Annotated in this window: 19 protein-coding genes; 16 read left to right on the plus strand and 3 right to left on the minus strand. The window is 66.5% G+C overall.

What is annotated here, in order from left to right; genetic code table 11:
- The first annotated feature begins 109 nt into the window (after window positions 1–109).
- The 3 genes from ESB00_RS19375 to malQ are packed head-to-tail and all read left to right on the plus strand — an operon-like array spanning window position 110 to window position 3,528.
- A complete protein-coding gene (locus ESB00_RS19375; RefSeq protein ID WP_129049878.1) occupies window positions 110–709 on the plus strand; it encodes a response regulator in 600 nt (199 codons plus the stop codon).
- A 7-nt stretch (window positions 710–716) separates the two neighbouring features.
- The gene (locus ESB00_RS19380) at window positions 717–1,925 is read left to right on the plus strand and encodes a DUF3667 domain-containing protein (RefSeq protein ID WP_129049879.1); all 1,209 of its coding nucleotides are present in this window, start codon (window positions 717–719) and stop codon (window positions 1,923–1,925) included.
- Window positions 1,926–1,974: 49 nt separating this feature from the next.
- Window positions 1,975–3,528 carry a 4-alpha-glucanotransferase gene (malQ, locus tag ESB00_RS19385; protein WP_129049880.1) on the plus strand — a complete coding sequence of 518 codons (1,554 nt, stop codon included), beginning with the start codon at window positions 1,975–1,977 and terminating at the stop codon, window positions 3,526–3,528.
- 246 nt (window positions 3,529–3,774) lie between these two features.
- On the opposite strand, the gene ESB00_RS19390 is transcribed toward malQ, so the two are convergent.
- On the minus strand, window positions 3,775–4,506 hold the full coding sequence (locus ESB00_RS19390) for a YebC/PmpR family DNA-binding transcriptional regulator (protein ID WP_129049881.1): 732 nt from the start codon (window positions 4,504–4,506) through the stop codon (window positions 3,775–3,777).
- Between the two features lie 85 nt (window positions 4,507–4,591).
- Here ESB00_RS19390 and ESB00_RS19395 point away from each other — a divergent pair, with 85 nt between their 5' ends.
- From ESB00_RS19395 to upp, 8 genes are all read left to right on the plus strand, one after another.
- Complete coding sequence (locus ESB00_RS19395; RefSeq protein ID WP_129049882.1) at window positions 4,592–5,182, plus strand: DNA-3-methyladenine glycosylase I; 591 nt, start codon at window positions 4,592–4,594, stop codon at window positions 5,180–5,182.
- 160 nt (window positions 5,183–5,342) lie between these two features.
- Complete coding sequence (locus tag ESB00_RS19400) at window positions 5,343–6,239, plus strand: DMT family transporter (protein WP_129049883.1); 897 nt, start codon at window positions 5,343–5,345, stop codon at window positions 6,237–6,239.
- A gap of 63 nt (window positions 6,240–6,302) precedes the next feature.
- Window positions 6,303–8,804 carry a transporter substrate-binding domain-containing protein gene (locus ESB00_RS19405; RefSeq protein ID WP_129049884.1) on the plus strand — a complete coding sequence of 834 codons (2,502 nt, stop codon included), beginning with the start codon at window positions 6,303–6,305 and terminating at the stop codon, window positions 8,802–8,804.
- Between the two features lie 119 nt (window positions 8,805–8,923).
- The gene (locus ESB00_RS19410) at window positions 8,924–12,349 is read left to right on the plus strand and encodes a PEP-CTERM sorting domain-containing protein (protein ID WP_129049885.1); all 3,426 of its coding nucleotides are present in this window, start codon (window positions 8,924–8,926) and stop codon (window positions 12,347–12,349) included.
- A 63-nt stretch (window positions 12,350–12,412) separates the two neighbouring features.
- Complete coding sequence (locus ESB00_RS19415) at window positions 12,413–12,685, plus strand: hypothetical protein (protein WP_129049886.1); 273 nt, start codon at window positions 12,413–12,415, stop codon at window positions 12,683–12,685.
- A gap of 49 nt (window positions 12,686–12,734) precedes the next feature.
- Window positions 12,735–13,190, plus strand: coding sequence for a DUF5069 domain-containing protein (locus ESB00_RS19420; protein ID WP_129049887.1), 456 nt, complete (start codon window positions 12,735–12,737; stop codon window positions 13,188–13,190).
- A gap of 5 nt (window positions 13,191–13,195) precedes the next feature.
- Window positions 13,196–15,589 (plus strand): penicillin acylase family protein, encoded by a 2,394-nt coding sequence (locus ESB00_RS19425; protein WP_129049888.1) that lies wholly within the window; start codon window positions 13,196–13,198, stop codon window positions 15,587–15,589.
- Window positions 15,590–15,767: 178 nt separating this feature from the next.
- The gene (upp, locus tag ESB00_RS19430) at window positions 15,768–16,385 is read left to right on the plus strand and encodes a uracil phosphoribosyltransferase (RefSeq protein WP_129049889.1); all 618 of its coding nucleotides are present in this window, start codon (window positions 15,768–15,770) and stop codon (window positions 16,383–16,385) included.
- A gap of 159 nt (window positions 16,386–16,544) precedes the next feature.
- Here the strand turns inward: upp and ESB00_RS19435 are convergent, their stop codons facing one another.
- Window positions 16,545–18,041, minus strand: a complete 1,497-nt coding sequence (locus ESB00_RS19435) for a Gfo/Idh/MocA family protein (protein ID WP_129049890.1) — start codon at window positions 18,039–18,041, stop codon at window positions 16,545–16,547.
- 96 nt (window positions 18,042–18,137) lie between these two features.
- Between ESB00_RS19435 and ESB00_RS19440 the strand changes: the two genes are divergently transcribed.
- Both ESB00_RS19440 and ESB00_RS19445 read left to right on the plus strand, forming a co-directional pair.
- On the plus strand, window positions 18,138–18,464 hold the full coding sequence (locus tag ESB00_RS19440) for a nucleoside triphosphate pyrophosphohydrolase family protein (RefSeq protein ID WP_129049891.1): 327 nt from the start codon (window positions 18,138–18,140) through the stop codon (window positions 18,462–18,464).
- A 182-nt stretch (window positions 18,465–18,646) separates the two neighbouring features.
- The gene (locus tag ESB00_RS19445) at window positions 18,647–19,540 is read left to right on the plus strand and encodes a class I SAM-dependent methyltransferase (protein ID WP_129049892.1); all 894 of its coding nucleotides are present in this window, start codon (window positions 18,647–18,649) and stop codon (window positions 19,538–19,540) included.
- 19 nt (window positions 19,541–19,559) lie between these two features.
- Here the strand turns inward: ESB00_RS19445 and ESB00_RS19450 are convergent, their stop codons facing one another.
- On the minus strand, window positions 19,560–21,539 hold the full coding sequence (locus ESB00_RS19450) for an alpha/beta hydrolase family protein (protein WP_129049893.1): 1,980 nt from the start codon (window positions 21,537–21,539) through the stop codon (window positions 19,560–19,562).
- Window positions 21,540–21,676: 137 nt separating this feature from the next.
- Between ESB00_RS19450 and ESB00_RS19455 the strand changes: the two genes are divergently transcribed.
- From ESB00_RS19455 to ESB00_RS19465, 3 genes are all read left to right on the plus strand, one after another.
- Window positions 21,677–22,699 carry a lipid A deacylase LpxR family protein gene (locus ESB00_RS19455; RefSeq protein ID WP_129049894.1) on the plus strand — a complete coding sequence of 341 codons (1,023 nt, stop codon included), beginning with the start codon at window positions 21,677–21,679 and terminating at the stop codon, window positions 22,697–22,699.
- Window positions 22,700–22,701: 2 nt separating this feature from the next.
- The gene (locus ESB00_RS19460) at window positions 22,702–23,430 is read left to right on the plus strand and encodes a sugar isomerase domain-containing protein (protein ID WP_129049895.1); all 729 of its coding nucleotides are present in this window, start codon (window positions 22,702–22,704) and stop codon (window positions 23,428–23,430) included.
- 69 nt (window positions 23,431–23,499) lie between these two features.
- Window positions 23,500–24,438 carry an N-acetylglucosamine kinase gene (locus tag ESB00_RS19465; RefSeq protein ID WP_129049896.1) on the plus strand — a complete coding sequence of 313 codons (939 nt, stop codon included), beginning with the start codon at window positions 23,500–23,502 and terminating at the stop codon, window positions 24,436–24,438.
- Window positions 24,439–24,476: the final 38 nt, after the last annotated feature.

Raw genomic sequence — 24,476 nt, forward strand, 5'->3', positions numbered from 1 at the left:
TATAAGCGGATCGTTTTCGCTATTTGCAGTTGCATGGCGTCAGCCGCCGCCCCACCGTCCGCCGAGCCGGGCCGGTCAGCAGTGGCTCGGCCTTTGCTTAACCACACTGATGCCGGACAACTCCGCCCTCATTCTCCGCCTCCTGATTTTGGCCACTTTTGGCGGCCTGTTGCATCTCCTTCTCCGTCGCATCATCCCCGCTTTTGCGCCCGTGGTTGTCGGCCGGAATCGCGATGATCTCCGCTTCTGCCTCAAGCCGCCCGGCGCCTCCACCGCCTCCTCCCCCCGGCCTTCGAGCGCCACCCCGTTTCCCCCGCGCGCCAACGGCGAGCTGATCCTGCTCGTGGACGACGAGGCCAGCGTGCGCAATTTGCTCACGACCGTGCTGCTCAATCACGGCTACGAGGTGATCATCGCCCGTGACGGTGCGGAAGGCGTCGCCGTTTTCAGCGAGCACAAGGATCGCGTGGCGCTGATCATCACCGACATTTTCATGCCCAAGAACAACGGCCGGAGCTTCGTGGACCTGATCCGGCCGCTGCGGCCGGACATCCGCGTGCTGTTCATGAGCGGCCTCGAAGCCAACGGCTCGGGCCGCGATCCCGGCCGCAAGTCCTCCTCGGATCCCTTCCTGCTTAAGCCCTTCAAGCCGGCCGCCCTGTTGAACACCATCCACCAGGTGCTGCATCCGGATTCCACGAAGGCCTGAGTCCCGCATGGCCCTCGAACCGGAGCCGCCGGAACCGCCCGAGCCGCTGCCCCTGTCGGCGGAGGCCGCTGTCACCGCCGACCAAGCGGTCAAGCATGGGACCGAGGAGCACGCCCCCGGCCACCACGGCCCGTTTCACACCCACTGCGAAAACTGCGGCACCAAACTGGAGGGTCCGTGGTGCCACCGATGCGGCCAGCACGACTTCGAGTTTCATCGCTCTTTCCGGCATGTGTTCATGGAGGCGCTGGAGACGCTCTTCCACTTCGAGGGAAAATTTTTCCGCAACATCGTCACGCTGCTGTTTCAGCCGGGACGGCTCACCGCCGACTTCAACGCCGGCAAGCGGGCGGCGCAGATGCCGCCGTTCCGGCTCTATATTTTCGTCAGCTTCGTCTTCTTCCTGCTGATTTTTATCGGGGAGAAGGACGATTCGTTCGTCCGCGAGACCGAGGGCAAACCCCACCAGGGCCTGACCATCGGCGGCAAGCCGGTGAACGTCGCCACCCTCGGCAACGCCTGGCGCGACACCGCCACCCAGATGAAGCCCGAGGACTGGCAGGACCCCGCCAAGGTCACCGCCGCCTTGGAACAAGTGGCGGCCAAGACCGAGGCGGCCGGGCCCGCGGCCGACCCGGCCGACGGGACCGCCCCGCCGAAACGGCTCGTGGACGAGGTGCGCGAATCCGCCGAGCAGATGCAGGCCGAGATCGCCAAGGCGCGGGCGGAGCCGGGCCAAACCCGCGAAGAGGACACCGCGCTCGAACGCTTCCTCGAGGAACAAGGCCGGCGGCTGACCGATCCGGAGCGCCGCCGGCAGCTGTCGCATTGGATCCAGTCCCACCTCCCGCACATGCTGATGTTCTGCCTGCCGTTCTTTGCGCTCTACACGCGCGTGCTGTTCCGCAAATCCGGCCAGGTTTATCTCCAGCACCTCGTGCTCTCGGTGCATTTTCACACCTTCATCTACCTGTGGGTGCTTCTCAGCCGCGGCTGGGAAGGACTGGCCGGGCTGCCAGGCTGGGGCCTCGACAGCTGGGTGGCCTTCGCCTGCAACTTCTGGCTGGGGATCTATCCGTTCGTCATGCTGCGACGCCTCTTCGCCAACTCGTGGCCGAAGACCGTGGTGAAGACGTTCCTGCTGACCGTCATCTACGGGCTCACGCTCAGTCTCGGATTCTTTGCGACGGCCGTCGGCGCCTTCCTGCTGACCTGAGCGCGGAAAATGGGCTCGCGCCGCCGGGCGCGCCGGATTCCCCTAGCGCGTGGCCACCTCGCGCAAACCTGTTCCGTCCGCCGAAACGCTTCCGCTCTACGACTGGCTGCGCGACCGCGCCGCCGGCGTTCTCCTCCACCCGACCGCGCTGCCCGGCGGCCAGGGCTGCGGCGTGCTCGACCAGCATGCTGTGCGCTTCCTCGATTTTCTCGCCGCCGCCGGCATCAAATACTGGCAGGTGTGCCCGCTCGGTCCGACCGGCTACGGCGACTCGCCCTACCAGTGCTACTCCGCCTTCGCCGGGAATCCCAACCTCGTGGACCTCGTGCCGCTCGTGCGCTACGGTCTTCTGCCCGCCAGCGAACTCATGGCGCTCGCGCCGCTCTCCGCCGACGCGGTGGACTTCGAGGCGATCGGCCGCCTGAAGCCGCGCCTGCTCGGCATCGCCGCCGCGCTCCGCCGGCAGAAGCACACCGCCCTGCCCTACGGCGACTACGCGGCCTTCTGCAAAAAGGAGGCGCGCTGGCTCGACGACTACGCGCTCTTCCGCGCGCTGAAGGACCATTTCCACGGCGCCCCGTGGTGGGAATGGCCCGCCGAGGCCCGCGATCACCGCCGGGCGCAAAAATCGCCCCTGCGCAAACAGCTCGCCGACGCCGCCGACGCCTACCGTTTCGGGCAGTATCTGTTCTTCGGCCAGTGGGCCCAGCTGCGCGCCGCCGCGAAGGAGCGCGGTGTCGGCATCATCGGCGACCTGCCGATCTTTGTCTCCGCCGACTCGGCCGACGCGTGGGCCGCACCGCACCTCTTCGAACTCGACCCGCAGACCTTCCTGCCTGTCGCGGTCGCCGGCGTGCCGCCGGATTATTTCTCGGCCGACGGCCAGCTCTGGGGCAACCCCCTCTACGCGTGGCAGGCGCACCGGGCCGACGGCTACGCGTGGTGGTGCGACCGCCTGCGCGCCTCGCTCGAGGTGTGCGACATCGTGCGCATCGACCATTTCCGCGGCTTCGAGTCCTACTGGCGCATCCCGCTGCCGGCCGAGAACGCGCGCAAGGGCGAATGGCTGCCCGGGCCCGGCCTCGAGCTGTTCCGCGCGTTCAAGGCCGCGCTGCCCGATGCGCGCATCATCGCCGAGGATCTCGGCGTGCTGACCGACGAGGTCCACGCGCTGCGCGAGGCCACCGGCCTGCCCGGCATGCTCGTGCTGCACTTCGCGTGGGGCAGCGACGCGAAGAACTCCTACCTCCCGCACCATGCCCCGCGCAACGCCGTGATCTACCCCGGCACGCACGACAACGACACCACCGTCGGCTGGTATCGCACCGCGAGCGACTTCGAGCGCGACCGCGTGCGCCGCTACCTGCGCGTGTCGGGCGAGGACGTCGCGTGGGATTTCATCCGGCTGTGCTACGCGAGCCCGGCGCGTCTCGCGATCGTGCCGCTGCAGGACCTGCTCGTGCTCGGCAGCGAGGCGCGCTTCAACACGCCGGGTTTGCCCTCGGGCAACTGGCGCTGGCGCGTGCGCGCCGACGCGCTCGAAAAACTTTTCTCCGGCACCGCCGCCTACCTGAAGGAGATCGGCGCGCTCTACGGACGCTGAACGCGCGAATTTTTCCGCGCGCGCGTCACCGCGAAAATTGTGACTCTTGCGAAAATTTTGCGTGCAACTTCACGCAACGCGTTCTAAAAATTTTTCATGGCCAAGAAAAAACCTGCCAAGAAGAAGGCCAAAAAGGCCGGCAAAAAGAAGAAGTAACGCGTTTCGCGCTGCTCTTCATTCTTCCGCCGACGCCGGTCACCCCTCCGGCGTTGTTAACAAAACCCCGCGGCCTCGGCCCGGGGTTTTTTATTTCACCGCGGCCCAGACGCGCTGCACGTCGTCGTGCTCCGACAGTTCGTGCAGGAACTCGCCGACCTCGGCGCGGGCCGTGTCGTCCAGCTCGGGGAACTGCTTGGGCAGGTAACCGAGCTCGGCGGTGACGACGGTCCAGCCGTTGGCCTTGAGCCAGGTGGAGACCGTGTGCACGCCGGCCCGATCCGTGATGAAGCGCGCGCCGGTGGCGCCTTCCGGGATGTCGTCGTTCTCCGCGTGCGTCAGCGGCGAGAAATCGTTGGCGCCGGCCTCGATCGCGGCGGTCTCGAGGTCCGTGCCGGCCGCGGCGGTGTGCGCCTCCACCATGCCGACGTGGTCGAAGAGGAACTTGTTGCTGTGCGCGGCGCCGAGCACGCCCTTCTTGAAGAGCACGCGGATTTCCGGGGCGGTGCGCTGCTGGTTGTCCGTATAGACCTCGACGATCACCGCGACCTTGTGCGGCGCATAGCCCTCATAGACGACGTGGTCCAGCGAGCTCTTGTCGCCGCCGGTGCCGGCGCCCTTGGCGATGGCGCGCTCGATGACGTCACGGGTGACGCTGGCCTTCTTGGCCTTTTCCACCGCGGCGAAGAGCCGGGCGTTGCCCGCGGGGTCGCCGCCGCCGAGCTTGGCGGCCACGGTGATTTCCTTCACCAGCTTGCCGACCACCTGGCCTTTCTTGAGGTTTACGATCGCGCGTTTCGCATGCAGCCATTGACGTCCCATAAGGGTGCCAAGCTAGGACACCCGGCCCGTGCGCCGCAAGCCTGCTGACACAGGGCTGTCAGTGCGCTCTGCTAACCTGCCGCTTATGCCCGCCACCGACCCCTCCGCCCCGCCGCGCTGCCCCTGGGCCGAGGCCGAACTCCAGCACGTTTACCACGACACCGAATGGGGCGTGCCTTCGCACGACGACCGTCACTTTTTCGAGATGCTGATTCTCGAGGGCGCCCAGGCCGGTTTGAGCTGGGCCACGATCCTCGCCCGGCGCGAAAACTACCGCGCGGCCTACGGCGGCTTCGAGCCGGCCGCGGTCGCCCGCCAGGACGAGAAGAAGCAGGCGCGGCTGCTCGCCGACCCGGGCATCATCCGCAACCGGCTCAAGATCCAGGCCGCGGTGATCAACGCCCGCGCCTTCCTCGGCGTGCAGGCGGAATTCGGCTCCTTCGACCGCTACGTCTGGGGCTTTGTGCAGGGCCGCCCCCGCGTGAACCGCTGGACCGCCCCGGCGCAGGTCCCGGCGCGCACCGCGGAGTCCGACGCTCTGAGCCGGGACCTGAAGAAGCGCGGCTTCAAATTTGTGGGCACGACCATCTGCTACGCCTTCATGCAGGCCACCGGATTGGTGAATGACCACCTCGTGTCCTGTCCGCGGCACCAGGCCTGTGCGAAGCTGCGGTGAGCCGGATGAGGGCAGCCAGCTTGCCCGTTCGACGAGCTCAGGGCCTTGAGCCTGCCGAAAGGCTGGCGCCACGATTTGGGTGAAGCCTTCGTAGCGTGAGCAAGCTCCCCGCCCTACAGTTCTTGCTCCCGTCGGCGGCGTGCGTCACACCTCGCCGTTCATGTCCTGGATTGTCGGCAGCCTTCTCTCCGCCCTGTTCCTCGGTTTCTACGACCTGAGCAAGAAACACGCGCTGCACGGCAACGCCGTCCTGCCCGTGCTGTTCCTGAGCACGGTCTGCGGCGCGGTTGTGTGGCTGGCCCTGCTCGGAGTCGGGATGGCGGTCCCGGCGGCGCTGCCCGCTGCCTTCGTGCCGGCGCCGATGACGCCCGGGCAGCATGGGTTGGTTTTCCTGAAGTCCGTGATCGTGGCCTCGTCGTGGGCCTTCACCTATTTTGGCATCAAACACCTGCCGCTATCGCTGGCGGCGCCGATCCGGGCCACCGGGCCGCTCTGGACTCTGCTCGGCGCGCTCATCGTGCTCGGCGAGCGTCCCTCCTGGCTGGAGAACGCGGGGATTTTCGTGACGCTGGCGTCGTTCTGGGGCCTCTCGGTCGCGGGACGCGCGGAGGGCGTGCATTTCCACCGCAACAAGTGGGTGGGCTGCATGGTGGCCGGCACGCTCTGCGGCGCGGTGAGCGGACTCTACGACAAGCACCTGCTCGGCACCGTGGGCCTGAGCGCGGCGCAGGTGCAGGCCTGGTTCACGCTCTACCTGCCCGTGGTGATGCTGCCGCTCATCGTGGGCTGGTGGCGCCGCTGGTGGCCGCGCAACGAGTTTCACTGGCGCTGGAGCATCGCGCTCATCGCGCTGTCGCTGCTGGTGGCGGACTTTGTGTATTTCGAGGCGCTGCGCGATCCCGAGGCGCTCGTTTCCGTCGTCTCCAGCCTGCGCCGCGGCAGCACGCTGGTGGCCTTCGCCGGCGGCATCTGGCTGTTTCACGAGACGAAGGGCGCGGCGAAGCTGCCGGCCGTGCTGGGCATCGTCGCCGGCATCACGCTGACCCTCCTCGGTTGAACCCACCGGAATGGGCAAAGTTTGGTTGGATTCTTGAACACTGACGACTAGCTTGGACGGCAGATGACCACCCCGCATCGAGCGCTCCGGCAAGGAGCCTGCCTTGCCGGCCTGCTGCTTGCCCTGACGCTGCGCGCCGAACCCGTCACCGCGCCGGCGGCAAACCTCCGGCCGCTGGCGGCGCGGCAGCCCCTCATCGTCGGCGTGACCACCGATAGCTATCCCTACGGGTTCATCGACGCCCAGGGCCGGGCCACCGGATTTTCCACGGACCTGCTGGATGCCGTGGCGCGCGTGATGCAGCTGGAGATCAAGCGGGTGGCGATGCCGGGGCGCGAGCTGCACGACCGGTTCCGCGAGGGCGAGTTCGACATGCTGCAGATTTACAGCCAGACGGCCGAGCGCGACAGCTACTCCGACTTCACGGTGCCGTTTCTCACCCTGCGTGGCGCGGTGTTCATCCAGGAAAAGGGCAGCCCCATCCGCCGGCTGGAGGATTTCAACGGCCGGAAGTTTGCCATCATCGGCACGCGCAGCATGGGCGAGCGCTTCATCGCCGACCACGGGCTCCGGGTGGATCAGGTGTCCGTGAGCGCCAGTGAGGAGGCGCTCCGGCTGATCTCACGCGGCGAGGTGGCCGGCAGCTTCCTTTCCCAGCTCACCGCCCTTTCCGTGATCGAGGAGCGCCGGATCGGCAACGTGGCGATGTTTGGCGAACCGCTCGCAGGCTACGACATCCGGCATTGTTTTGCCGTGCACAAGGGCGATGCGCTGCTGCTGGCCCGGCTCAACGAAGGCCTGTCCATCCTCCATCGCACCGGCGAATTCGGCGAGATCTACCAGCGCTGGTTCGGCCGGATCGACTCGCCGCTGATCACGCGCGACCAGGCGGTGAACTACGGCCTGATCCTGCTGACGCTCGGTCTCGCCGGCGCGCTTACCGCCTACCTCCGCCTCCGCTTCCTGCACCGCCGCATCGCCACCCAGGCCGACGAGCTCAACCGCCAGCAGATCCTGCTGCGGGCGCTCTACGACAACATCCCGCTCACGGTCTGCGTGCTGGAGGCCACGGACTCCGGCGGGCACCGCGTGCTGCTGCTCAACCGCGCGGCGGAGGTCCTGTTCGCCCTGCCGGCCGGAACCGCCGCGGGCCGGCTGCTCGATGAGCTGCCGCTCGAACCGGAGCTGCGGGCGGAACTGACCGGTTTCATCTCCAGAAACCGGGCCGTCAGCAGCTTGGTGCGTGAAAACCGCCACTTGCCGCGCACCAACCGGGATTTTTCCCTGATGCTCGTGCCCCTGCTGTCGGGCCCCGCCGAAATTCGGCGCTGCTGTCTGCTTTTGGAGGACACCACGGAGCGGCGGCGGCTCGATGAGGAGGTCGCGCAGTCCCGCAAGCTCCGCGCCGTCGGCGAACTGGTCGGCGGCATCGCCCACGAGTTCAACAATCTGCTCACCCCGATCCTGCTCAAGAGCGGCGAGATCATGCTGGACCGGCCGCAGGACCGGGAGCTCGGCAAGTCTGTCGGTCTGATCGCCAGCACGGCCCAACGCGCCGCCGAGCTGACCCGCCGGCTGCTGACCTTCGGCCGCAAAAACGAATCCCGGCCCGAGGTCGTGCGGTTGTCCGCCGCCATCGACAGCTGCTTTGCCCTCCTGCGCCTGACCATGGACCGGCGCATCCGCTGGCAAAACGACACGCCCGCCGAGCTGCCGCCGCTCTACCTCAACGCCACCGACCTCAACCAGATCCTCGTCAACCTGATCCTGAACGCCCGTGACACCTTGCTCGACCGGCTGCAGGTTCCCCACCCCGACACCTGGATCCCGCAGATTCGCATTGATGCGGCCGCCGTGCCGGCCGAGGCCCGGCCGGCTCTTGCCGACGTGCCGACGCCCGGCCTCACCGGCTGGGTGCGCCTTGTCGTGCAAGACAACGGCATGGGCATGCCGGCCGAGGTGCGCGAACGGATCTACGAGCCCTTTTTCACCACCAAGTCGGTCGGCCAGGGCACCGGTCTCGGGCTCGCCACGGTCTGGCACCTCGTCCACATGTGCGGCGGCCATATCGAGGTGGATTCCGTGCCCGGCGAAGGCACCTCGTTCCTGATCTTCCTGCCCATCCTGCCCGCACCCCTGCCGACCATCCCGATCAGCGCGCCGGCCAATCTGCATCCCTCCGGCAACGCCCGGGTCTTCCTCGCCGAGGATGACGACTTTGTCGCGCAAACCGTCACCGCGGTGCTCAAACGCGAGGGCCATGTGATCCACCGGGAACCCGATGGCAGCACCGCGTGGCAGACGCTGGAGACCAGGTCGGAGGAATTCGACCTGCTCGTGCTCGACGTCAACATGCCCGGACTCAGTGGCATTGATGTGTTGCGGCGGGTGCGGGCTGCCGGCCGCTACCGCGGGCCGGTCATCGTCATGAGCGGCCGGTTGGGCTCGGAGGAAATGGAACTGCTCACCGCCGCCCGGGTGGATTGCATCATCCACAAGCCCTTCGAGGTGGCGGACCTGATCGCCAACCTGCGCAAGGTGCTCGCGAACCGCCGCGCAGGCTGAACTTGGTCCCCGCCCGCCGGCCTTTTCCTTTGCCTGGTCCCTTGCGCCGGCGGATTGGCTTTGGCTCGTTTGTCATTGTGCACAATGCGCTTCCAAGCCAAGTTCTGGCACAGCACACCATGAAGCGCACACCACGACTGACGCTCGGCGCCTTTGTTTTTGGCTGCCTGTTTGCCACCTCTCTCGCGCAAACCTACATTTGGACCGGCATCGGTGATGGTTGGCGTGGTCCCACCGCCCCGACCGGAGCCGGCGGCGAAACCCTGGTTTTTGGCGACGCCGTGCGCGATGTCATCCACCTGCCGACCACGTTCAATGTCAGCACCCTCGATTTCACGATCGATGACTCTTTCCGCTTTGTTCCCAGCGGCGCCTCCACCGCGCTGACCCTGACGGGGGGTATCGACGCCACGGGTCAGACCGGCGTGCGGTTCGATTTCGCCGAGGGCATCTCCACCACGCTTTTGGGCAACCAAACCTGGAACTTGGGACAAGGGGGCGTCGCCACGATTCACGGCAAGCTCAGTGGCACCGCCGATCTGACCGTCACCGGCACCGGTCAGGTTCTGTTGCTGGCGAACACTTCGGGCAATGCCACGGATTTTTCCGCCACCCTCACCTTGGCTCCGGACTCCACCGCACCGATTGGCACCATATCCTCCCTTGTGCTCTGGGGTGCCGATTCCATCGGCACGGGCAGCGTGGTTTACTCCAACGGCGGCGCCCTGACCACCCACCTCGCGCCGACCCTGGCCAATAATTTCACCTTCAACAGCGGACCTTTGCTTTCGGGCCAAGTCGCCTACGCCCCCATCAATTTTCGCAATTGGGACGGCCCTGCCACGACCCTCACGGGGACCATCACTCTGGCCAACAACACGACTCTCATCGTCAACACGGGTTTCGCCAACAAGATGTCCGGTGAAGCCCCCAACAACACCGGCATCCGGCCGCTCCCCGGCCCGGTTTCCCGCAACCCCCTGCTGATCTCCGGCAACATCGTGGAGACCGGCGGCGCCCGCAGCCTCTATGTAGGTGGCCCCGGCCTGATGATTCTCACCGGCACCAACACCTACACCGGCGGCACCAAGGTCGGCTTCCGGCTCAACCCCGCCACCGGTGCCAACCAGAACTTCCAGGTCGGCTCGCTGGTCTTTGGAAGCGCGAGCGCCGTGCCTGCCACCGGCTCCATCCTCTCCGGCCAAACCAACCTGAACGGCGCCCACGGTTACGTCGGCATCGCCACGAGCGCGGTGCCCAACGCCGGTGACTTCGCCAACTTCCTTCTGAAATTCGATCCCACCTCCTCCGGCTCCGTCGGTCTCGATTCGCTCACCGCCGGCCTGCCCTCCGGTTCACCCTCCACCTTCACCGACAACATCAACCTGACCGGTTTCACCACCACCGCCTTCGAGGGCATACGGCTGGGCACCGCGACGAGTGTCACCCTCACTGGCAGCATCACGCCCCAACTTACCGCGAACTACAACTTCGGCAACGGCGGCGGCAAACTCTACGTCGCCTCCGCGTTGGTCAATCACACCACCTCGACCTATGTCGCGACCAACAACGGCGGCGTGGCCCTCATGCTCTATCTGAAGGGCGCCAACACCTACACCGGCGGCACCTACGCCAACAACGGCTTCATCATTTTTGACGGCGCTTCCTCCATCCCCGCCTCCGGCATCCTGCGCGCCGGCGGCGCCGCTGCGAACGTCGGCCAAAGCTACATCGGCTTCACCGACACCACCCTGGGCGGCACGGCCGTGAACGGCGCCACGCTTCTCAGCGGGCTGTTCACCAAGTTCGACAAACCCAACACGTGGGGCGTTATTGGCTTCGACTCCACCAATGTGGGCACACCCACCACCGTGACCAACCTCGACCTCACCGGGTTCAACAACGGTGTGTTTGTCGGCACCACCACCAAGGCCGTGCTCACCGGCGGCATCGCGACGACCACCGAGCTGTCCGGTGGCAACGCCTCAGACACCTACCGATTCACCGCCGCGGACGGGGGCACCTTGGTCGTGGACGCCACGCTGTTCGACGGCGCCGGTGCCCGTTCGGTCATGATCGGCGTTCCGGGCGGTTTCACGAAGATGGCTGACGGCACCGTGGTCCTGAGCGCCGCCAACAACTATACCGGCGGCACCACCATCAACGGGTTTGGCGGCATCACCCTGGCCGGTGCAACCGACACTTCTTTCGGCACCGGCACGATCACCCTGATGTCGCAGCCGAACCAAAACGGCACCATCGGCCTTTCCGCCACCACCGCGGGCCGCACTTTTGCCAATCAGATCGACTTCGCGGTGCCCGGCACGGGGATCACCCCGCAGCTGTTTTTTACCGGCTCCAACAGTTTCACCCTCTCGGGGAACATCACCGGCCCGGCGGCGGGCAACTCCACCGGCGTTGGCGCCGTCTTCCTGACGAACCCCACTCCCATCAACGTCACCCTCAGTGGCGATAACACCGGCTACAACGGCGGCTGGATTGTCCAGAACGGCACGCTCACCTTCGCCAGCGCCAACGCCGCCGGCCACGGCACCCTTCAGCTCGACAGCGACGACGCCACCGCCGCCTTCACGACCAGCGGCACTCTCTACGGCATCGTCGGGACGAACGGCGGTCATCTCCACCTCAACAACGGCATCAACCTCACCTTTGATACCAGCACCGTCGACGGCACGTATGAATTTGGTGGCGCCATAACCGCCCCCGGCAACGTGTCCACCACCGCTTCATTGCAGGTTACCGCGACCACGGGCGGCGAGACGCTCTACCTCTACGGCAACAACCAGTATTCCGGCGGCACCAACATTACCGGACACGGCGCCCTGGGCCTGGGCGCCAACTCCTCCGCCGGCACCGGCACGATCACGATCAATGCGACCAACGGCGACGGTGGCCTCATCCTCAACGACAGCGTCACCCTGACCAACGCCCTTGTGCTCACGCAGGGTGCGCTCGCCGGTCTCGGCACCTTCGCTCCCACTTCCTTCAACGGCACTCCCGGCGCGCCCATCACCATCGGGCCCCTCCAGTCGTTGTTCCCCGGCATTCCCGACAGCTTCTTTCCGGGTGAGCTCACTCTCTCGGGCAACACGGTGTTCAACAACGGCGGCAGCTACATCTGGGGCCTGCAGGACGCCTCGTTTGCCGAGAGCTCCGGCTCGCTCTATATCACCGGCAACCTCGACCTTTCCTCGGTTTCCGTCGCCTCCTTCAACCTGCTGCTCGAATCTTACGATGCGTTTGGCGACGAGGGCCTCGCGGCGGGTATCACCATGGGCAACAGCTACCAGTTCCTGCTGATCGAGACCGGAGGCACCATTTCCGGGTTCAGCGCCGACAAGTTCCTGATCGATAGCAGCCTGTTCCAAAACAACCTGTTCCCGACCTCCGCCTTCACCCTCACGGCCGACTCGCAGCACATCTACCTGAACTTCCAGGCCGTGCCCGAGCCTTCGACCTACGCGCTGCTCGCGCTCGGTTCCGGCTGGGTGGCCTTCGCCCTGCGCCGCCGGCGCCAGGCCTGAGGCCTCCCGCCGCGCATAACCGCGGCTTTCCTTTTCGCGGACCCGGGCTACGGTGCGAACCGGATGTTCGCCAACCTGCTCCAGTTTTTCCGCGACCGCGATCCCGCTGATTTCGACGGGCCCTTTGTCCAATCCGTGCAGGTCAAGCGGCCGGTGCCGCGCAATCCGCGGGTGGAGCGGGTGATCCTGCTCTGCTGGGCGCTTATCGCCGTGAAACACGTGCTCGTGATCTGGGCTGTGCACCATTACCCTGTGCCCTTTCACCAACTCTGGGTGAATTTCCCCACCTTCGTCCTCGGCCTCGTCGCGACCTGGGCCTATTACGCCCGCGACTAGTCTCCCTTCTCCCTTCTCCCTTCTCCCTTCTCCCTTCTCCCTTCTCCCCATGCCCCTCGTTCCCGGTCTCCGCAGTCCCTACGCCAAGATTGGCCGCCTCGTCTATTTCGGGCGCATGCTCGACAAGATGCGCCTCCACGCCGCCGGCCGGCTCCCGCTCGCCGACTACGGCGCCAACCTCGGCAAGGGCTTCGACAGCCGCTGCTGCAATTTCCTCCGCGTGAAATACGAGGACCTGCAGGCCCGCGTGCTCGCCGGCGATCTCGATGATGCCGCGCTCCTCGCCTGGTGCCACGAGCGCGGCGGCGCCCGCACCGACGAGGAATGCGAGATCTGGAACGGTTTCATGATCAAGCGCGGCTGGCGCGACGGCGCGGCCGGGACCCTCGCCCAGCGCATCACGGAAAGCGGCCTCGTGGGTCAACCGGTGCTCACCATGTTCGACTACCTCGATTACGACGAGGGTCGCGCCTCCGCCCCGGAGCGTCCTTGGGAAAAAATCTGACCCTCATGGGCGACGCGCTCTGGAAACGCCTGCAGCTGCTCGTCTCCCTCCTGAGCGTGCTGCTGGTGCTGGCGCTGCTGGCCGCCGGCGCCGTCTGGTGGCGCATCCGCGCCAGCCTGCCCCCGCTCGACGGCACCCTTCCGCTCCCGGGACTCGCCGCGGAAGTGAAGATCGAGCGCGACGCGCTGGGCGTGCCCACGATCACCGGCGCCAACCGCCTGGATGTCGCCCGCGCCAGCGGTTACCTCCACGCGCAGGACCGTTTCTTTCAGATGGACCTGACGCGCCGCAGCGGCGCCGGTGAGCTGGCGGAACTCTTCGGGCCGGCTGCCTTGGCCTTTGACCAGGGCCGGCGCCTGCACGGCTTCCGCCCCCTCGCCGGTCGCGTGCTCGCGCAATTGCCCACCGCTCACCGCGCCCTGCTCGAGGCCTACACCGCCGGCGTCAACGCGGGCCTGGCCGCCCTGCCGCGCACTCCTTGGGAATACACCGTCCTGCGCACCGATCCCCGGCCCTGGCAGCCGGAGGACTGCCTGCTCGTGGTCTATGCCATGTGGCTCGACCTGCAGGACACCACCGGTGACGACGAACGCAGCCGGCTCGCCCTGCGTGAGACCCTCGGCTCCGAAGCCGCACACTTTTTTGCCCCACCCGGCACCGCGTGGGATTCTGCACTCGACGGCAGCACGTTGGACCCTGCGCCGCTGCCGCGCCTCCAACTGCGTCCGCCGGAGGAAAATTCCGCCGCACCGGTGCCGCTCGCGCCACCCGCCCCCAAACCCGGTTCCAACAGCTTCGCCCTGGCCGGTGAGCACACTTCTTCCGGCGTGCCCCTGGTCGCGAATGACATGCACCTCGACCATCGGCTGCCCCACGCCTGGTATCGCGCCGTGCTGAAGTGGCCCGGTCCCGATGGCACCGTGCACCGGCTGGTCGGCGTCACGCTGCCCGGTGTGCCCATTCTGGTCGCCGGCAGCAACGGCCGCGTAGCCTGGGGGTTCACCAACGCCTACACCGACACGGCCGACGTGATCGTCGTTGAAACCGATCCCATTGCGCAGGTGTTCTACCGCACCGCCGCCGGGCAGAAGGAAATCACCGGGCGCAACGAGACCATCACGGTGAAGGGGGCCGCACCCGTGGACTTCAAGGTCCGGCTCACCGAGTGGGGCCCCGTTTTCGGCCGCGACGCCGATGGCAATCTGCTCGTGTTGCGTTGGACCGCGCACGATGCCGGCAGTCTCAACCTCGAATTTGCCGCCATGGAAACGGCGGCCGGCACCGCCGAAGCGTTGGCCATTGCCCGCCGCACCTGCCTGCCCAACCAGAACCTCATCGTGGCCGACACGGCGGGAGGCATGGCCTGGACCATTCTCGGCCGGCACCCGCGCCGGATTGGTTACGACGGCCGCTACCCGGTTTCCTGGGGCTACGGCGATCGCCGCTGGGACGGTTGGCTGGCTCCCGAAGAAACTCCCGTGGTGCGCGACCCCGCCGATGGTCTGCTTTGGACCGCCAACCAGCGACTCGTGGGCGGCGAAGCTTACGAAAAACTCGGCGACGGCGGCTACGACAACGGCGCCCGGGGCGCGCAGATCCGCGACGGACTCCGTGCCCTCGTCGCCTCGGGAAAAAAGGCCGGGCCCGCCGACCTGCTCGCGCTTCAGCTCGATGACCGCGCGTTGTTTCTGGAGCGCTGGCAGCAGCTGCTGCTTGGCGTGCTCGACGACGCGGCGATTCAAGAACGCGGTTCCCGGGCCGACCTGCGCGACGCCGTGCGTGCTTGGAACGGACGCGCGAGCACCGACTCGGCCGCCTTTCGCCTCGTTCATGCCTGGCGTTGGCGCGTCGCGGAGCATGTCTTCGCGCCCTACCACGCCCAGGCCCGCACGGAAGATCCCGGGTTCAATCCGGAGCATTTCCAACTTGAGCACGCGCTCTGGCAGCTCGTCAGCGAGCGTCCCCCGCACCTGTTGAACCCCGCCTACAGTTCCTGGCCAGCGCTGCTCCTGCAGGCCGCGGACGAGGTGCTCGCCGAATCCGACCGCGCCGGCCTTTCACCCGACAAATGGACCTGGGGTGCGCACAACCGCCTGAAGATGCGCCACCCCTTCAGCCGCTTGCTCCCCGCGTGGATCGGCCGCTTCCTCGACATGCCCGCCGATCCCCTGCCCGGCGCGACGGAGATGCCGCGCGTGCAGACACCGGAACACGGTGCCAGCGAGCGGCTCGTCGTGTCCCCCGGCCGCGAGGAGGAGGGCCTCTTTCACATGCCCGGCGGCCAGAGCGGGAACCCGGCCTCGCCCTTCTACCGCGCCGGCCACGAAGCCTGGGTCAAAGGCGACCCCACCCCGCTGCTCCCCGGCCCGACGAAACACACGCTGGTGCTGCAACCGTAGTCGTTTCAACACAACCGCCGTGTCATTCTGAGCGCAGCGAAGAATCCACGTGCACGACCGTTGTGGCGTAAGCCGCCCCCATTCCACTGGATCCTTCGTTTCACTCAGGATGACAGGCTCCGGTTGCTTCCAGCTTGGGCTTGTTCCGTCCTCCGACCTCTGACATCTGTCCTTCGTCATGCCCTTGCACGTCCTGCACCACCCGCTCGGCACGCACGTGCTGACCCACCTGCGCGACAAGACCACCAAGCCCGCGCTGTTCCGCACGCTCAGTTACCAGATTTCGCTGCTGCTCGCCCTCGAAGCGACGCGCGACCTGGCCACGGAGGAGAAAAAGATCGAGACCCCGCTCGAACCAATCACCGGCCGCGTGCTGGCGCGCCCGCTCGCCGTGGTGCCGATCCTCCGCGCCGGCCTCGGCATGGTTCAGCCGTTCCTCGACACCTTTCCCGACGTCTCCGTCGGCTACGTCGGCCTTGAGCGCGACCACACCACCGCCATCGCCCGCAGCTACTACTGCAAGCTCCCGCCCCTCGACGGCAAACGTGTGATCGTCGTGGACCCGATGCTCGCCACCGGCGGTTCCGCCGCCCAGGCGCTCGACGTCGTGAAGGCCGCCGGCGCAAAAGAGATCGTCTTCGTTTGCATCGTCGCCGCCCCTGAGGGCGTGGCCACCGTCGAAAAATCTCATCCCGAAATCCCGATCCACGCCGGCGTGCTCGACCGCCAGCTCAACAGCAAGAAATACATCCTCCCCGGCCTCGGCGATTTCGGCGACCGGCTCTACGGAACCTGAACCGAGCGTCGGGTAAGCAGAGTATTTTGGAAAAAATGCTCCATGACTGATTGGAATGCTGAGCGGCCGCGAGGCCGCGCCCTGGCTGACAGGACCAGAAAAGTTAACCGAAGCTGGTCATTCTGCGCGCAGCGAAGAATCCAGCGATGAGCTTAAAGCTTATGCCAGCTTCGGCACCGCGTAGGGCACCCGGTAGGCGCGCGTCAGCAGCGCATTGGCCTCCGCCGCACCTGTGCCGGTGAACTGCTCCTGACCGCTCACCAGGTTAAGCGGTTGGCCAAGCAGCAGGCGGGACGTCTCAAGGTTTACCTGGTTCGCACCGAGGTGCGCGAGCATGCGATCAAAAGTCTCCGCGAACGCGGGCAGACCTCCCAGCACTTCCTTCACCTTCTGGACCGGACCGGCGGCGCCCCGCTGGTGCGAGATCCCGCCCAGATGACAGAGCGCACTTGAGATGTGCCCTTCCTCGATCGGGCCGTAGAGATCAGCCATCCTCCGGCTGCGCACCACGGCGATGAAGTTTTTCATCATGCGATCCTCGCCCTTGAACTCGCGCACGACCTTCCCGGTGTTGTCGTAAACCTTGGCTCCAAAATAGCTGTCGGTCACCACGCTGCCGTCCTCGCAGTCGATGACGTTGCCCACCTTGACGCCGCGGTAGTCGTCCATCGAGGCCGCGAGTGCTCCGGCCGCCTCGGCACCCAGTCCGCCGGGCTTGTCCTCCTCGGGATCGAACTTCGCCGGCAAACCGCGCACCTCGAAAATCAGCGGCGCCGTGGCATAGTCGTGCAGCACGATCTGCGTGTTGGGCGTCTCGCCGTCGTCCACGTAGCCGAGGCGTCCGCCGATGCTGAGCGTGTGGCGCGGCAAACCCGGCTCGCCAAGAAACCAGCGGGCCACGTCCATCTGGTGGATGCCCTGGTTGCCGACGTCGCCGTTGCCGTAGGCGTTGAACCAGTGCCAGTCGTAGTGGAAGCGCCCGCGCCGCGGCTGCTCCAAGGGCGCGGGACCGAGCCAGAGATCGTAGTCCACCGTGGGCGGCACAGGTTGCGGGCCGGACGTGCGGCCGATAGTCTTGCGCCGCTTGTAGCAAAAACCGCGCGCAACCTTGATTTTGCCGAGATTCCCGGCGCGCACCCACTGCACCGCCTCCTGCAAACCCTCGCCCGACCGCACCTGCATGCCGGCCTGCACCACGCGGTGGTATTTTGCCGCGGCGGCCACCAGCTGGCGGCCCTCCCAGATGTTGTGCGAAACCGGTTTCTCGACGAACACATCCTTGCCCGCCTCGCAGGCCCAGATGCCCATGAGCGCATGCCAGTGGTTCGGCGTGGCAATGGTGATGGCGTCCACATTCGGCGAGGCGAGGAGCTGGCGCACATCGGTGAATTTCTCCGGCGTGAGACCGTCCTTCGCCAGATTCGCCGCGATCCGCTCCAGCACCGCCGTATCCACGTCGCAAAGCGCGGCGATGCGCACGCCCGGGATCGCCCGCAGCTGACGCAGGTGCTCGCGCCCGCGGCCATTGAGTCCGACGACGGCCACGCGCACGTCGCCGTTGGCGCCCGCGATTTCGGCCCAGGAACGGGCGGTGAGAACCGTGGCCGCACCAATGGCGGCCGTTTTCAGAAAGGTCCGGCGGGAAGGGGTAGGCATGGGACGAAGCGGGGTGCACATCACTACACCGGGTTGCATGTTCCCGCCAGTGGAATTCCGCCGTGCCTTCGCGGCCGGCTCGGTCAGGCTCCGCGCATGGAACTTTCCTCGCTCTCCGACCGTGCCCTGGAGATCCACGCCGCCTTCGCCGAGCGCGCCCGACGCACCGGCCAACGCCCTTGGACCCGGGAGGAAGTCATGCAGGGTTTCGTCGGCGATGTCGGCGACCTCATGAAGCTCGTCATGGCCAAGGCCGGTGTGCGGCCCATTGCCGATACCGACCGCAAGCTCGCCCACGAGCTCAGCGACTGCCTCTGGAGCGTGCTCGTGCTGGCGCGGCTCTACCAAGTGGACCTCGGAAAGGAGTTTTTCCGGACCATGGATGAACTGGAGAAGAAACTCCAAGCGCCAGACAATACCTAGCCGGACGCTTCTGGATTCTTCGCTGCGCTCTGAATGACAGGTGGCGGCGAATGAAACCCCGGTGTGTCATTCTGAGCGCAGCGAAGAATCCAGGAGACCGTGCTCACGCTTTCGGAGCCGTCAGGCCACCTTGCCCGTGATTTGGCGTTTGGCGTCCGGGATTTCTCCTCTCTACTTCCCTCATGCAAATTGACCGTCCGGGCCTCATCGTCGCCGACCGCTGGCAGGATTACCGCCTGCTCGACTGCGGCGACGGCATGAAGCAGGAGCAATGGGGCCCCTACAACCTCGTGCGGCCCGACCCGCAGATCATCTGGCCCAAGAACGGCGGCAAGGCCTGGTCCGGGTGGGACGGTTTCTACCACCGGGCCGAGACGGGCGGCGGCAAATGGGAATACCGCCAGAAGCTCCCCGACCAGTGGACCATCCGCTACGGCGCGCTGACTTTCCGCATCCACCCCACGAGTTTCAAGCACACCGGGCTTTTCCCCGAACAGGCGGTGAACTGGGACTGGTTTTCCAAACGCATCCGCGACGCCCGAGCCGCGGGCCGCGAGGTGAGCGTGCTCAACCTCTTCGGCTACACCGGCGCGGCTTCCGTCGCCGCCGCCCACGCCGGCGCCAGCGTCTGCCACGTGGACGCCGCCGAGGGCATGGTGAAGTGGTGCCGCGAAAACGCCGCGCTCTCTGGCCTGGCCGAGGCGCCCATCCGCTACATCACCGACGACTGCCTCAAGTTCGTGCGCCGCGAGATCAAGCGCGGGCGCAAATACGACGCCATCATCATGGACCCGCCGACCTACGGTCGCGGCAGCACCGGCGAGATGTGGAAACTGGAGGACCACCTCTGGGACCTCCTCAACGAATGCAAACAGGTGCTGAGCGACCGCCCGGTGTTTTTCCTGATCAACGCCTACACCGCGCGTCTCTCGCCGTCCGTCGTCATCAACCTCCTCGACGGCCTGCTGCACGACGCCGGCGGCCGCATCCACGGCGGCGAAGTCGGCCTGCCTATCCAGAAAGACGGCCGCATCCTGCCCTGCGGCATCTACGGACGCTGGGAATCCGCCGGTTGAGACGTCACGATGACGCCGCTCACCGCGGCGCGAGATGCTTGGCGAGGAATCTTTCGATTTCTCCGTAAAGCCTGGTGCGGCTCTTCTCGTCCTTGAAACTGTGACCCTCGTTGGCGAGGAACAGCTCCTGCGGCGGGCGGCCGGCCTTCTCGAGCGCGGTGATCATCTTGCGCGCCTGCTTGGGCGGCACGGTGCGGTCCTCCTTGCCCTGCACGATGAAAACCGGCGCGCTGATCTTGGCGGCGAAATTCACCGGCGAGATCTCCGCCAGAAATTCCGGCGCCAGCTTCGGGTCGCCGATCCATTCGCGGAAGAAGAGGTAGGCGTAGCGGTATTCCTCGCCCTTTCTTTCCTTGGTGATGTCGGTCCAGTCCGTGACGCCGTTGATCGAGACGCCGCAGCGGTAGAGTTCGGGGCTGTTTCCGAGGGCGAACAGCGCCGCGTAGCCGCCGTAGCTGCCGCCCACGATGGCGATGCGTTGCGGATCGGCCAGACCCTGCTGGATGAGCCAGCGCGTGCCGTCCTCGATGTCGTCCTGCATGCCGCGGCCGATCTCGCGCCGGCCCTTGCGGTAGAACTCGGTGCCGTAGCCGGGTGAGCCGCGGAAATTCATCTGGAACACGGCGTAGCCGCGGTTGGCGAGGAACTGCACCAGCGGGTGAAACTGCCAGCTGTCGCGCACGAACGGACCGCCGTGCGGCATGATCACCACGGGCAGGTTCGTCCGTCCGGCCCCCGGCGGCAGCGTGAGGTAGCCGTGGATGGCCTCGTCGTCGCGGGCGCGGTATTTGACCGGATACATGGGGGCCATGGCCGCCACCGGCAGCCCCGGCATGCGCTCGGTCAACTTGGATACCTCCGGCTTCGCTGACTTAAGGTCGACAAGGTAGTAGGTGCCGGGATCGCGATCGGAGAAGGCGAGCACGAGGAACCGCTTCTCGTCGCGCGAGCGGCTGACGATGAGGTTCACCGTGTTGGGCAGCAGCCGGTCCAATCCGCCCTGCAAGGCGGCGAATCCCGGGTCGAACCAGTGCAGGCGCGGGCCGTCGGTGATGTAGCGGATGCCCACCACGCTCTCGGTCAGCTCCGACATCACGGGACCGGACAAGCTGACCCCATCGACGCCCGGCGCGCCGCGCTCGGGGATGATGTCAAACTCCGGGTGGCTCGCGATCACATCGCCCAGCTTGCCGGCCTCGACGTCGTAGTAGTAGACGGCGCGGCGCTTTTGTTCGTTGTTGGCCACGACGATGAGCTTCTTGCCGTCGTAATCGAAACCGAGCGGGCTGATGCGGCCGGCCTCGGCGTCGCTCAGCGGCATCGTGCGCCACTTGGCCTGCTCGTTCTCGCGGTAGATCACGCCGTGTTTCAGGCCGTCGCGGGTGACGCCCAGCCGGACGACACCCTCGCGGTCCGGCACCCAACCGACCACGTTGCCGGGGTTTTTCACGACGGTGCGCACCTGGGCCGTCCGCGTGCTCACGCGGACGACGTCGGGATAGACGAGGTCGCTGCCCTCGAAGAAGCCCTGGTCGAGCATCAGCACGTTCTGCTCGGCGTCGTTGAAACTGTGGATGATCTTGGTCGCGAGGAGCGGCTGCGGGTCGGTCGGGTCCACGTCGGGGCCGGCAAACGCCGCCCAGTTTTTTCCGTCACAATCCACGGCGCTGACTCCGGTCAGCGACTGGCCGTCCCAGACGGTCGTCACGAAGCTGATGCGCCGGTCGCTGACCCAGCGGAAGCTGGCGACCTCCTTGCGCAGGCCGCTGCGGGTCACGCCGGGGTTCACGCGCGCGGTCTGCTTGGTTTCAAGATCGAGGATCATCAGCCACGGATCGCCGTTCAGCATCTGCAGACAGGCGATGTAGCGCCCGTCGGGGGAAAGACTGGCCCGCGAGAACCGGGTATCCTGGGTGAATTTCTCGAGCGGGATCATCTCCGCGGCGGCCCAGACCGCGGGGAGCATCCACATGAGCGCAAACAGACGGGGGAAACGCATGATTGGGAGGGGTGACGCGGCTGGCCCGTCCGCGTTGGCACATGCAGCCGGACCGCGGGAACGCCGTCAAACGGCAATCACGCGGTCCGGTCACATAACGCTGGTTCTCTCCGCGGTTCTGGTTTTCATTCCCGCCCATGCGCTTTCCCCGGGTGATCGCCAGTTTGCTTCTCAGTGCCGCGACCGTCGTCGTCGCGGAGGAGGCCGCGCCGGTGCTGAACATCCGGAGCAGCACCTTCACCGTCGTCACGGAGAACGACAAATACTTCGCCGGCACCGACCGCCACTACACCAACGGACTGAAGCTCACCTGGCTCGGGGAGACGAACCTCAACGAGTCCTACCCATTTGTGCAAACCGCGGCGAAGGTCATCCCGTGGATGGACCCCGCGCACGTGAACTGGCGCTACAAGGTCGGCTTTGCCCTCGGCCAGAACATCTACACGCCCACCGACACCGATACCACCGCCCTCATCCCCGACGACCGCCCCTACGCGGGTTGGCTCTACGGCTCGATCATCCTCCAGGCCCAGCTGGAGAACCAGCTCCGCCTCGTTGAGCTTTCGCTCGGTGTGGTCGGACCTTCCGCCCTCGGCGAGCAGTTTCAGAACCGATTTCACGACCTGATCAACGTCGCCCGCGCCAACGGCTGGGCCAACCAGCTGCGCGACGAACCCGGCCTGCGTCTCACCTGGGAACGCCGCTACCGCACCTGGCAATGGCAGGGCTCCAGCTTGCCGGAGCTGGGCGTGGACCTGGTGCTGCGGCACCGCATCACGCTCGGCAACGTTTACACCCACGCCGCCGGCGGTGCCGTCGTGCGGCTCGGCTGGCGCCTGCCCGCCGACTTTGGTCCCGATCTCATCCGCCCCGGCGGCGGCAACACCCCGATTAGCGGCGGCCCGAAACGCTTCGGCGCCTATGTCTATGCGAGCAGCGAGGTGCGGGCCGTCGCCCGCGACATCTTCCTCGACGGCAACACCTGGCGCGACAGCCACTCCGTGGACAAGCGCCCGTTTGTCGCCGACCTGAGTCTCGGGTTGGTCTTCCAGTGGCCGAGCTTCCGCTTCGCCTACACCCAGGATTACCGCACCAAGGAATTTTACGGCCAACCGCGCCGCGATGTGTTTGGCTCCATCGGTTTCTCCTTCTCCCGCTGACCATGTCCTCCATCGCCGACACTTATTACGCCACCGCCACCGCCCTGCTCGCCCGCGCGCGGGAGGTGAACGCGCCGACGCTGAAGAAGCTCGGCGCCCTCCTTGGCCAATCCGTCGCCAACGGCGGCGTCATCCACACCTTCGGCAGCGGCCACAGCGAGGTCATCGGCCGCGAGATCATCGGCCGCGCCGGCGGACTCGTCTGCGTGAGCGGCCTCTACGACCCGACGGGCGGCTTCATTGAGAACATGGTTGGCTACGGCACCAAGATCGCCGAGCGCTACGACCGCCAATACGGCCTGCTCGCCGGCGAGACGATCATCGTCATCTCCAACTCCGGCAAAAACTCCTCGCCCATCGAGGTCGCCCTCTACGCCAAACAAAAGGGCCTGACCGTCATCGGCTTGACCTGCGTGGAAATGTCCAAGACCGCGCCCACCGTGCATCCTGGTGGCAAAAAACTCCACGAAGTCGCCGACTACGTCCTCGACAACCTCGGACTGCCCGGCGACGCCATCGCCCCCGTGACCGACACGATCAAGGCCGGCCCAACCTCCACCCTGATCGGCGCCACGCTGCTCAATTTGCTGATGCTCGAAACCATCGAGTGGCTGAAGACCGGCGGCCACGCCCTCCCGATCCTGCGCAGCCAGAACATGCCCGACGCCATCGAATATAACCGCAGCCTCGGCGCGAAATACAAGGGCCGCCTCAGCCGCCAGCTGGCCTAGGAATAACACAGAGCAGCCAAGGAACCAGGAATCCCTCCCACTCACAACTTCGCTACTTAGCTTCTTGGTGTGAAAAGTCCGGGTTTCAAAATCGGCGTGGACGGTGGCGGGACGAAGACGGAGTTCATCCTCGTGGACGCCGCCGGCGCCATCGTCGCCCGCCACCTCGGCCCGGGCTGCAACCCCAGCCAAGTCGGTCCGGAAAGGGCCCGCGAAATCCTGCTGGCCGGCCTCGCCGCCCTGCGCAGCTCCCTTCCGGACGCCGGGCACCCGTCTCCGGTCTCCACCACGCATCTCTACATGGCCGGCTCACCGCCATTCTGGCGCGAGACCGCAGCCTCGCTGAATAACATCGGCATCGTGACCACCGGACCGGACTCCCTGCCCGTCCTCGAACTCGCCACCGGCGGCAACCCCGGTCTGGTGTTGCACGCCGGCACCGGTTCGTTCGTCGCAGCACGGACGGCCGACGGCTCGGTTCACTACGCCGGCGGACTCGGCTGGAAGCTCGGCGACGCCGGCAGTGGCTTCGACCTCGGACGCCGGGCCCTAGCGATCGCCCTGTTGGAACTGCAGGCCGCCCCGGCAGCGGGGTCGCCGCCGCCGCAGAAACTCTCGCCGCTCGCCGAAGCCCTGTGTGCGCACACGGGCCTCGCCGACTACGCGGCCAACTCCCGTTTCCTCTACAACGACCCCGCCGCCAACGCCACCATCTCCGCCTTCGCCCCGCGCGTGCTCGAGCTCGCGGAGCAGGACTGCGGCCCCGCCCAGCAGGTCGTGGCCGATTCCGTCACCGATCTGGCGCGCCTCGCCGACCAGGTCATTCATCGCCTGTTCCCGTCACCGGATGCACGCGTGCCCTGCGGCGTGAGCGGACGCATCCTGAACTCCGTGCCCGCCGCTTTCGCCCTGCGCTCTCTCGCCGCGAAACTCCGCTGGCCCGTCGCCCTGCACTTCATCACCGAGTCTCCGGCCGAGGGCGTGCGGCGACTGCTGGCGAAGGCCTGAAGCCCGGTTTCAGGCTTCTTCCTTCGTCCGCTTGCCTT

The sequence above is a fragment of the Oleiharenicola lentus genome (genome assembly GCF_004118375.1).
Lineage (GTDB): Bacteria > Verrucomicrobiota > Verrucomicrobiia > Opitutales > Opitutaceae > Lacunisphaera > Lacunisphaera lenta.